General features: G+C 40.4%; 12 protein-coding genes. 3 read left to right on the forward strand and 9 right to left on the reverse strand.

Going from position 1 to position 12,659, the window contains the following annotated elements:
• Positions 1-11: 11 nt before the first annotated feature.
• The 7 genes from dagF to HED61_RS12915 form a co-directional block, all read right to left on the reverse strand.
• Complete coding sequence (dagF, locus tag HED61_RS12885; protein ID WP_021149981.1) at positions 12-752, reverse strand: 2-dehydro-3-deoxy-phosphogluconate aldolase; 741 nt, start codon at positions 750-752, stop codon at positions 12-14.
• Positions 749-1,861, reverse strand: coding sequence for a DgaE family pyridoxal phosphate-dependent ammonia lyase (locus HED61_RS12890; protein ID WP_113849549.1), 1,113 nt, complete (start codon positions 1,859-1,861; stop codon positions 749-751). Before HED61_RS12890 ends, dagF begins: the two co-directional genes overlap by 4 nt.
• Positions 1,842-2,957 (reverse strand): amidohydrolase/deacetylase family metallohydrolase, encoded by a 1,116-nt coding sequence (locus tag HED61_RS12895; protein WP_103299626.1) that lies wholly within the window; start codon positions 2,955-2,957, stop codon positions 1,842-1,844. The genes HED61_RS12890 and HED61_RS12895 overlap by 20 nt, the downstream gene beginning before the upstream one ends.
• 1 nt (position 2,958) lies before the next feature.
• Positions 2,959-4,053, reverse strand: a complete 1,095-nt coding sequence (locus tag HED61_RS12900) for a DUF871 domain-containing protein (RefSeq protein ID WP_219644982.1) — start codon at positions 4,051-4,053, stop codon at positions 2,959-2,961.
• The gene (locus HED61_RS12905; protein WP_216661509.1) at positions 4,050-4,301 is read right to left on the reverse strand and encodes a hypothetical protein; all 252 of its coding nucleotides are present in this window, start codon (positions 4,299-4,301) and stop codon (positions 4,050-4,052) included. The genes HED61_RS12900 and HED61_RS12905 overlap by 4 nt, the downstream gene beginning before the upstream one ends.
• 271 nt (positions 4,302-4,572) lie before the next feature.
• Positions 4,573-5,871, reverse strand: a complete 1,299-nt coding sequence (locus HED61_RS12910; RefSeq protein ID WP_081131657.1) for a PTS sugar transporter subunit IIC — start codon at positions 5,869-5,871, stop codon at positions 4,573-4,575.
• Positions 5,872-6,006: 135 nt separating this feature from the next.
• Positions 6,007-6,498: a GNAT family N-acetyltransferase gene (locus HED61_RS12915; RefSeq protein ID WP_219644981.1), complete on the reverse strand. Its 492-nt coding sequence runs from the start codon at positions 6,496-6,498 to the stop codon at positions 6,007-6,009.
• Positions 6,499-6,937: 439 nt separating this feature from the next.
• On the opposite strand from HED61_RS12915, the gene HED61_RS12920 reads away from it, so the two are divergent.
• The gene (locus HED61_RS12920; RefSeq protein WP_081131659.1) at positions 6,938-7,258 is read left to right on the forward strand and encodes a DMT family transporter; all 321 of its coding nucleotides are present in this window, start codon (positions 6,938-6,940) and stop codon (positions 7,256-7,258) included.
• Positions 7,259-7,511: 253 nt separating this feature from the next.
• On the opposite strand, the gene HED61_RS12925 is transcribed toward HED61_RS12920, so the two are convergent.
• Together HED61_RS12925 and HED61_RS12930 are read right to left on the reverse strand one after the other, a co-directional pair.
• Complete coding sequence (locus HED61_RS12925; protein ID WP_003126127.1) at positions 7,512-7,676, reverse strand: hypothetical protein; 165 nt, start codon at positions 7,674-7,676, stop codon at positions 7,512-7,514.
• Between the two features lie 152 nt (positions 7,677-7,828).
• Positions 7,829-8,698 carry a cation diffusion facilitator family transporter gene (locus tag HED61_RS12930; RefSeq protein WP_021149989.1) on the reverse strand — a complete coding sequence of 290 codons (870 nt, stop codon included), beginning with the start codon at positions 8,696-8,698 and terminating at the stop codon, positions 7,829-7,831.
• 625 nt (positions 8,699-9,323) lie between these two features.
• Here HED61_RS12930 and HED61_RS12935 point away from each other — a divergent pair.
• Positions 9,324-10,049 carry an alpha/beta fold hydrolase gene (locus tag HED61_RS12935; protein ID WP_003126124.1) on the forward strand — a complete coding sequence of 242 codons (726 nt, stop codon included), beginning with the start codon at positions 9,324-9,326 and terminating at the stop codon, positions 10,047-10,049.
• A 1-nt stretch (position 10,050) separates the two neighbouring features.
• Positions 10,051-12,597, forward strand: coding sequence for a bifunctional lysylphosphatidylglycerol flippase/synthetase MprF (gene mprF, locus HED61_RS12940; RefSeq protein WP_003126123.1), 2,547 nt, complete (start codon positions 10,051-10,053; stop codon positions 12,595-12,597).
• Positions 12,598-12,659: the final 62 nt, after the last annotated feature.

Here is a 12,659-nt window from a genome sequence, read left to right on the forward strand (position 1 = left end):
CTCCTTCACTCTTACTTCAATGAATCTTTCATCATCTTCAGTAATCGTCTCACATCTTCCGGACGGGTATCGCCCGTCTCTGAATCAATGATCGAGCTATACACGTGAGGAATGATTTTCTTGACTCCTGCATCCACAGCAATCTGCAAGATTTCTGCAAAGTTATCCAAATCAATCCCACCGGTCGGTTCAAGATAAAAGTCATGAGCTGCACAAGCTTTTGCCACCGCTTGATATTCTTCTTTGTGCGCCAATCCTTTCATAGGGAAATATTTGATTGAACTAGCGCCCATATCCTTGAGTAATGCAATCGCCGTTTCAAGAGGAACCTCAGTGGGTTCTTCCTGTGAACTTAACGGGCCAGTGGCAATATTGACAAAGCCGACTTTGCCTGTCGGAGAAACTAATGCATTAACAATAGTTTCTTCTTGTCCTAACAACGCCCGAGACGTTGCAGCTCCCGTGAATACTTGATTGACATGTTGCGGCTGCAACACAGCAGAAATTCGAGAGACCATCTCGCTCTGATTCGGATCACCGGCACCGAGACCAACTGATAATGCATTTTCTATTTCTGCTTGGTATTTTTTCATGTCTTCAATCGCTGCTTCATCCGTGGAATAATTTTTGGAAAGAACGCCTAATAAGATTTTCCCTTCGGCTGCTTCAAAACATTCTTTGGCGTTTTCCACTGAGTTAGCTAAAACGTTTAAACAAATTCGATCTTCTAAATAAGTCGGGGATTTTTTCATTCTTTTGGTTCCTCCGGATTCATGATTTCTTTTAATCGATTGACAATCACATGCATTTCAGTTTCTGTGACTGCCCGAATATCAAATTCAATAATGCCGTGATTTGCTTGATATTCTCTCGTGTAGATGGCTGGTTCTTCTACTTTTAATTTCTGGATCACTTCCATCGCCGATGGCCCATTTTGGACCCGAACCCGGGCGCGATAAATGTCTCGCCCTGCACCATCTTGGACGATATCTGCAGACAAGCCAGTAATTTGATTGAGCGCTGCGATGAAGGGTTCCAAACGATGCTTCATGGAAGCGCCAGACTCACTTCCTTCAGCCAGATACTCTTCTACTGCTTGCGTAAGCCCCATCATATTTTCTTTACCGATCTTCATGGAACGCCCGATGCCTTTGGATTGCAGTCTCACCCATTCTATTAGTTCTTTACGACCGATCACTAAACCAGCACTTGGCCCAGACAAAGCCTTGGCTCCGGAGTAGATCACTAAATCGGCACCCTCCTGAATGTACCTGAAAAGATCCTCTTCCGCTGCCGCATCCACGATCAAAGGGATGCCCGACTGTTTTGCGACTTGAGCAGCTTCCTTTACTGAAAGCATGCTTTTTTGTACTGTATGATGACTTTTGATATAGAGAATCGCAGCTGTCTGGGGACTGATCATCTGAGCAATATGGTCAACAGAGCACATATTGGCATAGCCTGCCTCAACAACTTGGCCTCCACCTTGTTGAACCATCACTTCAACAGGTGTGCCATAATCCACATTGTGTCCCTTCGGCAAGATGATCTCTCGACGCTGAATCTTTTCTGAATAAGGATGGTAAAGATGGAATGATGAGCCTTGTCCAATGACTGCTGCCACAGATTGAGCAATTCCAGCAGAAGCTGAAGAGACGATTTGAGCATCTTCAACTTGAAGTAGTTTGGCCAAATAGGCCCCTGTTTTGACTGCTAACTCGCTCATCTCAAAAAAGTGTTCCCCACCAAAGCGTTGGGCTGTTAAGACACCTTCGCTCACTTTAGAAACACCGAGAATCGTCATTTTACCAGAAGCATTGATGACTTGCTTCAAGCCAAGTTTAGTCAGATTCAATGTCATATACTTGTCCTCCAATTATAGTCTTTAGCGGAATGATCTGTCGATCAATACTTCGCTTGTTCCCATTTGAATCAATCAGTACTTTGGCTGCTTCTTTGAATTCAAAGATCGTGAAATCAGCATCCATTTCTTCTTCGATCGCACCTTTTCCTTTTAGTTGAAACTGACGAGCTGGTGCCAATGTTACTTTCTCGATGATTTCTTGCCAACTATAACCGACAACGGCTAATTTCTCCATAGTAGTAGCCAAATCATATACCGGACCCTTCATACGGTTACGTATATAAATATCGGTGCTGATAGAAGCAGCTTTCAAATTGGCGGCATAGGCTTTTTCTGCCACCGAAAAATTGAAACTATCTGTACCATGACCAATATCAAAAGCAACACCTTTGCCATAAGCATCAAAAACAAACGATTTGATGGTATTTGACTGACGATCTAAAATACCATTTTCCTTGCCATTGAAACAGTGGGTCAGAACGTCGCCTTTCTCTAAACAAGACAAAATGTCAGCCAAATCTGGTGGTGCTGAACCAATATGAACCATCAATGGTAGGCCTGGGTGTTCTTTTTGGATATTTTTGGCTAATTTCAATGGAGTGATGCCATTTTCGCCAATCACTGTCCTGCTCATTCTCGCTTTTAACCCCACGATGAAGTCAGGAAATTCATTTAGGGCCTTTGTGATCAGATCCCCCTTGATCTTAGAAAGATCGGCTAATTCATCTTGTTCGACGATGCCCCATTTTGAAATATTGACAAGCGCAAAGACATTCGTTTTGGCTGCTTGTGCAAATTCGTAGAAACGATGAATATTTTCGGCGCCAGTAGTCCCCGCATCGATTACTGTCGTTACACCTTTTGCCACACCGATCTGATCGGGATAATCATAGTACAAGCTCATTTCTTCAAAACAATGGACATGATCATCAATCCAGCCTGCCGAAAGATACTGATTCGGAAGAAGTGTCCACTCCTTTTGTGCGGATTCTTCGATCGTTTTTGCGATCTGGCAAATTTTCCCTTGCTGGATCCCGATATCGAAAATCTCTTCATTGAGTGTACGTGCCTGGCGGATAATCATATCCAACATGTTAATCATTCCTCTCGGTAAATTTAAATTTGGTCCACGGATGAATATACGACAACAACAGCCGTTCTTCTGCGACAATTGATCCAACTTTATTTTTTCGCGGATCGCAATGAGGGGTCAACACCACCTGTAATTCGTTTTTGTACTTGCCAAAATCATCGTTGCCGATCACAATATCTCCAGGTTGGAATTCCTCCAGATTATCGTGGGCTGGGTTATCAAATTGCTTGTATTTTTTTCGGACTTCTGTTGATCGAATCATCCGATCAGTAATGTCCCCTCGACGGTAATGCTGCTCTTTCAGAACGATCTTTCGTTCGCATGAAGTGCTCTCCGGTGTAAAAGTCACCGAAAATTCTGTTTGGTAACGATTGATTGCGCCAAGTGCTGCAAGTTCTGCTTCTGAGGCATAGGCATTCCCAATGATTACATCATCGATCAATCCTGTTGCAAAGAGATGTTTTGCTGCGATCTCTACAGGTAAATGCCGATGCATCTCTAATGTCGGTAATCCGTCATTGATATCCCATGGACCGATCGTTCCAGACTGTGAAGTGATAAAAGCGGCAGTTCGAATTCCTTTGGCTTTAAAACGCTGGCTGCATTTTTCGAAGAACTCATAAGGTAGTGCGGTACCTTCCTGAGGATAAAAATTGTGACAGCCATTTAAGAAAGGCAAGTTTGCTTGATACGTCAAAATATTGTCTAAATAAGCGACGTCGTTGCTCATATTTAGCTCGATCGCCAATCCAAACGGATTATAAGTCAGCATTGCTTCTTTGCTGCCGTCAAAACCTAAATCCAAGCGGATGCCATCCGCACCCAATTCGTGGAAAAACGTCAAATCATCATAAGAAATTTCCAGCTCTTCAAAAATTGCCGGTGCAACATCCAAAATCGTTTCGTAGCCAAGTGATTTGGCAAATCTTAATAATTCTGAGAATTTCTTGCGAACAATTTCTTTGCCTTCTGTCACTTCTAACATGCTCATAAAAATTCGACTAAATCCATAGCGTTGAGCCAATTCTAAATAAGCTTTGTCTTCGTCATTACTGCTGTGGTCTGGATAAATAGAGATTCCTAGTTGTCTTTTCATTTTGTCCACTCCTTCTGCGCACCAATTTGAGAAAATTTTGTGATCAGCAACGTACTGCAACCAACAGTCAGTGTTGTCAAGATCACCGGGGCAATCGTTGTCCTGCCAAATAGCATAACGGCAATGACTAATACTAATAAGGATCCGGCTATCAGTGTGCGGAAGCGAATCTGCTGGATAAATGCTCCATGTCTGGTTAGCCAAATTTGTAATCCGATAAATAATAAACATGCATACATCAGCATCATTTTATGCACTTAGTCTCCTTTCGATCATCAAACGCAGATCCTCGCGCATGCACCACTGTTTAAGCAACAAATGAACCCTAATTGCTTCACTCAAAAGAACCATCTAGAAAGCACTCTGGGATTGAGGTGTTTACTGGGATGATCCCGTAGAATTGTTTCTGTTCACCTAGAAGAACTCGGTATTTCCCAGAGAGCTCATTTGGTTGTCATTTATGGATCGTTCTTTGCTCCTATCCCATCGTCTCGTTTGACTTCTTGATAAAGAGACCCTTCATTCTTGAGTTGCTTGTTCTTCTTCACGTTCTAATTGTTGTTTTTCAAAGACTTTAAAGAATGGGTAATAGATCGCCAATGTAATCAAAAAGTTCACCACAACTAAGATTCCAGCGGCAACACTCCAATTTGTACTCATCCAAGCAGCAATGGGTGCTGGAATGGCAAATCCTAGACGGGCAGCCATCATTGGAACGATCCCTGTCGTCGTAGCAAAGTACGAAATTGTCGTTGTAATCAAAGGTGCTACAAGAAACGGAATCCCAAGAATCGGATTCATCACAATCGGAGCTCCAAAGATGACCGGTTCATTGATATTGAAAATACCTGGCAAAATCGAAAGACGTCCTAATTGTTTCAAATAGTTTGATTTTGAGAATAAAAACAAGACAACCAGCGCAAGCGTCGTTCCTGCCCCACCAATCCAAACAAACCATTGCAGAAATTGTTCTGTAAAGATGTTTGGTAATTCATGCGCATTGCCGGATGATTGAAAAACTTCCATATTTTCTGCAATCGAGATATCCCAGAAAGGACGGATCACCGGACCCATGATTGCTGGTCCATGAATTCCAAGAACCCAAAAGAAACAAATCAAGAAAACTGTCAATAAGCCGCCAAACAAACTGTTTCCTGCTAAAACATCTTTCAGCGGCATCAAAAGGTTACTTAAGAAGCCATTGATATCAAAACCGATGATATGACGAATGACCCAAAACAAAACAAGAATCGCTCCCCCGGGAATCAATGCCATGAAGGAATTGGTCACTTCAGGGGGTACACCATCAGGCATTTTGATCGTGATATTTTTGACAATAAAGAAGCGATAGATTTCCACTGACAAAATAGCTGTGACAATTGCACCAAATAGTGATCCAGAACCAAGGTTAGCAACATTGATGAAACGTCCAGCATCGATCACACCTTCTACCGATTCAAGAACCCGAATTGGTGGTGCTGCCGTGATCAAAAAGGACATTGTTGCCAAAATACCTGCTGTCAATGAGTCTAGTTTGTAACTTTTTGCCAATGAAGATGCGATACCAAAGGTCGCATAAAGTGCAAGTAGACCAACAGTATAGCGAAACGGAATGTCTAGAACTTCACGATATGGTTCAATAAATGCTGCAACTGACTCAATAGGAAAATTCAATAATATCGTGAAAAAGGAACCGACGATCGTCAATGGTAATGTGGCAATGATTCCTTTACGTATGGCCACCATATGTCGCTGCATACCTACCTTATTTGCCACTGGCATTAACTTTTGTTCAATAAACCCTACAAATCCATTCATTTTAGCCCTCCTAATTATAACATTATAATCTTTACAAGGACAATATAACACAGTTAAAAAGGTGTGTAAACGTTTTTTTAATAGGAAATAAGCTTTCTTCCCACAAACTGAGCGATGGAAAAAAGCTTATGTCTTTCATTGTTTGAATGTTTTTTCGTAGATATAGTCATCCATTACAAAACCTTGACCGATATCAACCTTTCGTTCCCCGACCCGGACAAAACCCCGGTGTTCGTAGACGGCAATCGCTTGTTGATTGCCTTTATTGACGTTCAAAAAGAGTGTTTTGCCAGCGGCTAAAGATTCAACCCAATCAAATACTTTGCTGGAGACGCCTTTTCCTCGCATAGCAGGTGTTAAATAAAGTTTACTCAAATACAGACGGTCTGTCTCTTCTTCGTAAGCTGTGTAGCCAATAATCTCATCTTCTAATCGAAGAATAAAATAAGCGGCGCCTTCTTTGATTTCTTGTTGGATCGTTTCTGGAGATTGATAAGTTTCTAGCATATAGCTGACTTGAGCAGACCCGATGATAGGTGTAAAGACTTCTGACCAAATCTCCTTAACGACAAGCTCTAATTCTTGAATCTCCTCTAAAGATCGGACTGGTTGAAATGTAATTTTCATGGTGGACTCCTTTCAAAGATGTATCCCTACATATCTTTATTATATCGGAATGTTTTTTAAATAAATAGAAAAGTCTTTCTTTGTCTTAACTATTGATAATGTTGTCTATCCGCAATTGAAAGAAAGATTTAGCACCATCAGAAAGTTCTGCTGATCGCATCAAGTTTGTTAGGAAAAATTAGATGCGATGACGAGAAACAGGACCAGCTCATTTTCTGGAACAGTTTCTCTTTCTTTCAATTTTTATCCGAAAGTGCTACCCCTCATTTTTTCGATAAGTTTTTTTCATTCCCCCAAAAAATCCGAGTGTGCTATACTGGTTACAAGAAAATAGAGACTGCCACCGGGTAGTTAAAAGAGGACGATCATTCCAGTAGGTCTTAGAAGGAATGGTCTTCCTCTTTTTGTTTTCTAAATAATCAAAAAGGAGGGAAATAGAATGGCTTGGCTCGAACTATTATTAGCTGGCGTACTGGAAGTATTCTGGTCCACAACGATGAAATGGAGTGAAGGATTTACAAAAATCAATTTTACGATTTACACCATTATTGGTATGATCGCCAGTTTTTTCTTTTTGTCGCAAGCAATCAAACAACTGCCAATGAGTTTATCCTACCCTATCTGGACTGGGATCGGTGCGGTGGGTTCAGTCATCATTGGTGTGGTATTGTTCCATGACAAGATAAACCCAGCCACTTGGCTTTTTGTTGGATTATTATTGATCAGTATTGTAGGCATTAAAATGACTAGCGGTCACTAACCTCAAAAAAGTTTTTTTGAAGTCTTTTAAAAGACTTTTATAAAAATCGAATCACTTCTTTCTACCGAGATCTTTCTTATTTCTACTTTTGCTTTCCTCTAGGATATCCTCAGACTACTGATCTTCTCTTACAAAAGAAAAGTTGGATTACCTTCATTCTTTCTTTTCTCAAAGGCTAAAAAAGCAGCAGCTTGATCATTGATGGATCAAACTGCTGCTTTTCTTTTTGTACTTGACTAAGACGAGTTGAATCTCAAACGAGTTCAGCTTTTTTTTCTGTAATTTGTTTCTGAAGAAGAGCTAATATCTGTCTATCTTCTACTGATAAAATATAATTTTTACAAATTTCTAAAAGGACAGGTTGTCCCACTTCATTAATTTTCTTTGCTTGAAGGTCAGTGATATTTATCGTCTCCATACGATCCCTACTTTCTTTTTCTGATAAGAATAGTTTGCCATTCTTTCAATAAAAAAAGAAGCAACGGGATGTTTACATGCTAGAAACGTGGTGTTTACACTGTTTTTTTTAACTTACACAACACAAAATGACCCTTAAAAATAAATCGGCGATTAATCTGGTTCAATATGAATATCTGTATCATAGACATTGAAACGATCAGACAGCAATGCTTCTATGGCATCAGCTACTGCATGACTTTTTTCAACTGTCAAATATTTGTCCATCGTAATAACAATATCAAGAAACACATTTGCGCCATACATTCTGCCGCGAATACTCTTGACAGATTTTACTTCCGGAAAATCGGCTACGACTTGTTCGTACTCGTTGACCAATGTTTGATCAAAACCATCTGACAATGAGAAGGCACTTTCTTTAAAAATATCAATGGCCGTTTTTAGGATCAGAACAGCGACAACGATCGCTGTTAGACTATCAAGCCACCCCCAGCCAAAAGAAGCGGCAAAAATGGCAATGGCGGTTCCGATACTGGTCCAAGCATCGCTGCGATTGTCTTTGGCAGCAGCAAGCAGTGCGGAACTTTTTACTTGTGCAGCCAATCTTCGATTAAAGGTATACACACCATACATGAGAATAGCCGAGACCACACCTATAATTGCCGCAAGCATATCAGGACTTTCTGTCTCCCCTTGGATCAAGGACCAGACAGAGGAATAAAGTACTTGCAGCCCTACAGCAAGCATGATCAATGACGTAATCAAACTTGCTACATTCTCTGCTTTCCAATGTCCATACTTATGTTCTTCATCAGCCGGTTTTTGAGCTAAGCGTAGACCTATCAAAACAGCCACTGAAGCGATTATATCGGTGGCATTATTTAAACCATCTGCCCATAAAGCTTCCGACCCAGCTATTTTACCGATCAATAATTTAACGAATGAAATCAATAGATAGGCGATGATACTAAGCAGAGCGCCCTTTTCTGCTCGCTTCAATTCTTCATATCTAGTCTCTCTCATTTATTTCCCTCCAGCATCAAGATAACAACTTGAAAATAATAACTGAATTCCTGAAACTTTGCAGTAATTATTGGAGAGATATAATCTTTTAGGAATAACAAACATTTGCTTTCTGCGCCACGAATGCATCTTGCAGGTCAAACTGAATGAAAAAAAATTCAGAAGGCACCTTGTTGATTTCATTTAGACATGTTAAACAAGCTTTAAATCATTCATTGTTTCCCCGTTTAATGAAAACCATTGTCACTGAATGGGAGACACTATGGGGTATCCTTGCTGCTTTGCTTAGTTCTCTTCTATAGTTCTCTTCTATAGTTCTCTTCTATAGTTTTCTTCTATGGTTTTCTTCTATAGTTTCCTTCTAAAGAAATAAGAAGGAAAAATACGGGGGAAAATGTGAAAATTTTCTATTTTGGCAAAGTTTTCTGTTCCATTTCGAAGTGATCTCCTAAGATATGGCTAGAAATGAATCTAAAGAGCAGCATCTGTCTGATTTCTTAATATAATAAGATAGCAGTTTTCTAAGACAAAAATGAATAAACGATGATTATTTCTAGTGAAAAATCACCATTTGATTTTATCAATCGCGAGCTTCAAGGTATACTCAAAGAAAGTAGGTGAAAAAATGGAATCTGAAAAGTGTTATGCCAAAATGCAAGATGGCTCGGTCCTTTACTATGAGAAAATTGGAAAAGGCAAGCCATTATTCTTATTGCACGGCAATGGCGGGAGCAGTGCTTACTTTGCTAATCAGATAGCTGAATTAAGTCAGAAACATCAGCTGTACTTGATAGACAGCCGTGGGCATGGCAAATCAACGAATACCCGCAAAAAAATTGATTTTTTCTTGATGGCTGATGACTTGTATGCCATTATTCAAAAAGAACACCTGTCAAAGGTGGCTCTTCTAGGATTTAGTGATGGCGCTAATTTAGCTATGGTGTTTTGTTTTAAATATCCGGAATTAGTGAGTTGTCTGATTTTAAATTCCGGCAATACGGATCCTAAAGGGGTTCGGCTGTTTGCACGGATCGGCAGTCTGATCCAATATGCAGTCGTTTGGCTTTGCGCGCCTTTCGATAAAGGCATGCGTGGTTTTTTACCGATTCTTGCACTACTCTTTCGTAACATCGGTTTATCAGCCACCGATTTAAAAAAAATTACTGTCCCAACACTGATTTTGGTAGGAAAAAGAGATTCAATCAAATTGTCTCATTCATTTTATTTAGCCAATCATATTCCGAATGCCAATTTCATGGTAGTAAAGGGACAAGGACATAGTTTTGCTCGCAAAAATCCAAATATATTCAATCAGAAAGTTCTTTCTTTCTTAGATAAGGTGGGACAATAAAATGAAACTTTTTACATGGATTCGTAACCATCTCTCCTTGTTCAAAGGACTCTTTTTGATCGCTGTAGCAGTGATCGTTTTAGGTGAATTGCTTTCCTTAAGCAAGACGATTTCCGTCGATCAATTGACGACACTGTTTTCCGAATTAGCGGTTTGGCGCGTTGCATTGATGCTTTTGATTAGTTTGCTTTGTATTGCGCCAATGATTGGTTATGACATTATCTTAAATCGGCTCTTAGGACAAAAGCTTTCTGCCCGTTATTTAAGTGAAACAAGCTGGATCATCAATACCATGAATAATCTTGTAGGTTTCGGCGGTTTTATCAGCATTGGTCTTCGCTCCGAATTCTATGGCAAAGAAAAAAATGGCAAAGATGTTGCTCAAGCAATTTCGAAAATTTTTATTTATCTGATGTCTGGGTTATCGCTTTTGTCATTACTGGCATTAGGGTTCGTCGTCTTTGGACCAACAACTGATTATCTGCAGCAATATTGGATTTGGCTATTGGGAGGAAGTTTGTACTTTCCAGTGGTCTATGTCTTAAGTTTGTCGAAGAAGAACGGCTATTTAGGCGGTCTGACCCCTTCTGACCGCGGTCAACTGATTTTGGTTTCATTATTGGAATGGGTAGGGGTATTTACGGCCTTTATCACCACCGGTATGCTGATGGGGATTTCTGTGGATATTTTTCAAATACTGCCATTATTTATTGCTGCATCTGTGATAGGGATCGTATCAATGATTCCCGGAGAATTAGGAACCTTTGATGTCATGATGATCATGGGAATGGGTTCATTGAATATTCCCCGAGAAAGCGTCGTAGCGTGGCTTCTGCTATTCCGGCTATTCTATTACATCATTCCGTTTTTGATTGGGGTGCTTTTGTTCTCTAAAAATGTCAGTGTAACGCTCAACACACGCTTTTCTGGTATTCCTAAAGGATTGCTTTTAGAAGTATTCCATAAGATTGAAGTACTGTTGCTCTATTTGACTGGTACGATGCTGGTTTTGTCAGCAACGATTCCGGAAGCATTTGACCACATTCAATGGTTAGCACATCTTAATCCGATTCGCTTGAACTTTGTCATGCAATACCCAAGTATTTTCTTAGGTTATCTTTTCATCATTGCTGGTCGTGGGGTTTCAGCTCGTGTTTCGCGCGCTTATTTTCCAACATTGCTGTTGATTGCAGCAACGATCGGCTATGCGGTCTTAGCCGGTTTCCGCTTTTCAACCATGTGTTTCTTGCTCTTCTTATTGGCGATTATGGTCCTTTCCAAAAGTGAACTATTTCGTAAGCAACTGGTTTATTCTTGGGAATGGCTGACGATCGATGGCCTTTTGATGGGATCTTTGACTGTCCTTTATGTGATTATTGGGGTCTATAACATGCCCCATTTAAATCGTCATCCCGCCCATCGTTCCATTGATTTTCTTTTGTTTCCTTCTGAAAAGTTATGGTTGCAAGGCTTTCTGGCTATCATGATCGTCGCTATCGCGGTCTTGCTTTTCTCACGCTATTTAATGGGACCCAAACATCAAATTGGACAGAGACCTGAGAATGAAAAAATCTTGACTCTTTTAGAGACCTACGGTGGTACTAGTGATAGCCATCTTGTCTTTTTGAAAGATAAAGAAGTCTATTTCTATCCGAACGAGACCGATCCTACCGTCTTTTTCCAGTTTACGACCTATAACAATAAATGTTTGGTCATGGGGGACCCAGCTGGTAAGCAAGAGGATTTTGCTGCTGCACTAGAAGCCTTTATCACAGAAATGGATCAGTGGAATTATTTGCCTGTCTTCTATGAAAGCAGTGAAGAAATGGTCATGCTGCTTCATGAATTCGGCTATGACTTCATCAAATTTGGTGAGAAAGCCTTCGTGGACCTACAGAATTTCACCTTGTCTGGCAAAAAAATGAAGGGTCAACGGGCATTAAACAACAAAATCAATAAAGAAGGCTTTACTTTCGATGTCCTACAACCACCGTACAATGCGGAAACATTTGCCAAGCTACGAGATATTTCTGATCGCTGGCTAGATGGTCGCAAAGAGAAAGGTTTCTCATTAGGATTTTTCTCTGAAGATTACTTGAGCACCGTCCCAATCGCTGTCGTCAAGAACCAACAGCAAGAAATTGTGGCATTTGCTTCTTTTATGCCTACTTATCAGACAGGTTGTGGGTCAATCGACTTAATGCGTCATGATCCTGAAAAAGCACCTAATGGCACAATGGACTTTTTGTTCATCAATCTCTTCGATTATTTTAAAAACCAAGGATTCGAACAGTTCGACTTAGGGATGGCCCCGCTGGCGAATGTAGGGACGTTCAGAAGCAGTTTCATTCAAGAACGGATCGCCTATTTGATCTATAACTTTGGTTCTCACTTTTATTCCTTTGAGGGATTGCGGGAGTACAAGAGCAAGTATGCAGCTTATTGGTCTCCTCGTTATATTCTCTATTCCAGAGATAGTTGGATCGGTTATGTGATGATCGCATTGTTGATAGTAGACAATCGAACTATTACTACGTCTTCTCTTTAGGATAAAAAAGACTGCGCCACAAGTACCAATAAGACAACAACTATCCAGTAATCAAACTATTG

Source organism: Enterococcus gallinarum, from assembly GCF_021496385.1.
Taxonomy (GTDB): domain Bacteria; phylum Bacillota; class Bacilli; order Lactobacillales; family Enterococcaceae; genus Enterococcus_D; species Enterococcus_D gallinarum.

Bases quoted from the DNA above. Each gene is read 5' to 3' on its own strand.
- HED61_RS12900 (WP_219644982.1), bottom strand. From the start codon at position 4,053: ATGAAAAGACAACTAGGAATCTCTATTTATCCAGACCACAGCAGTAAT.
- HED61_RS12910 (WP_081131657.1), bottom strand. From the start codon at position 5,871: ATGAATGGATTTGTAGGGTTTATTGAACAAAAGTTAATGCCAGTGGCA.
- HED61_RS12895 (WP_103299626.1), bottom strand. From the start codon at position 2,957: ATGTTGGATATGATTATCCGCCAGGCACGTACACTCAATGAAGAGATT.
- HED61_RS12915 (WP_219644981.1), bottom strand. From the start codon at position 6,498: ATGAAAATTACATTTCAACCAGTCCGATCTTTAGAGGAGATTCAAGAA.
- HED61_RS12905 (WP_216661509.1), bottom strand. From the start codon at position 4,301: ATGATGCTGATGTATGCATGTTTATTATTTATCGGATTACAAATTTGG.
- HED61_RS12920 (WP_081131659.1), top strand. From the start codon at position 6,938: ATGGCTTGGCTCGAACTATTATTAGCTGGCGTACTGGAAGTATTCTGG.
- HED61_RS12890 (WP_113849549.1), bottom strand. From the start codon at position 1,861: ATGACATTGAATCTGACTAAACTTGGCTTGAAGCAAGTCATCAATGCT.
- HED61_RS12925 (WP_003126127.1), bottom strand. From the start codon at position 7,676: ATGGAGACGATAAATATCACTGACCTTCAAGCAAAGAAAATTAATGAA.
- dagF (WP_021149981.1), bottom strand. From the start codon at position 752: ATGAAAAAATCCCCGACTTATTTAGAAGATCGAATTTGTTTAAACGTT.
- HED61_RS12930 (WP_021149989.1), bottom strand. From the start codon at position 8,698: ATGAGAGAGACTAGATATGAAGAATTGAAGCGAGCAGAAAAGGGCGCT.
- HED61_RS12935 (WP_003126124.1), top strand. From the start codon at position 9,324: ATGGAATCTGAAAAGTGTTATGCCAAAATGCAAGATGGCTCGGTCCTT.
- mprF (WP_003126123.1), top strand. From the start codon at position 10,051: ATGAAACTTTTTACATGGATTCGTAACCATCTCTCCTTGTTCAAAGGA.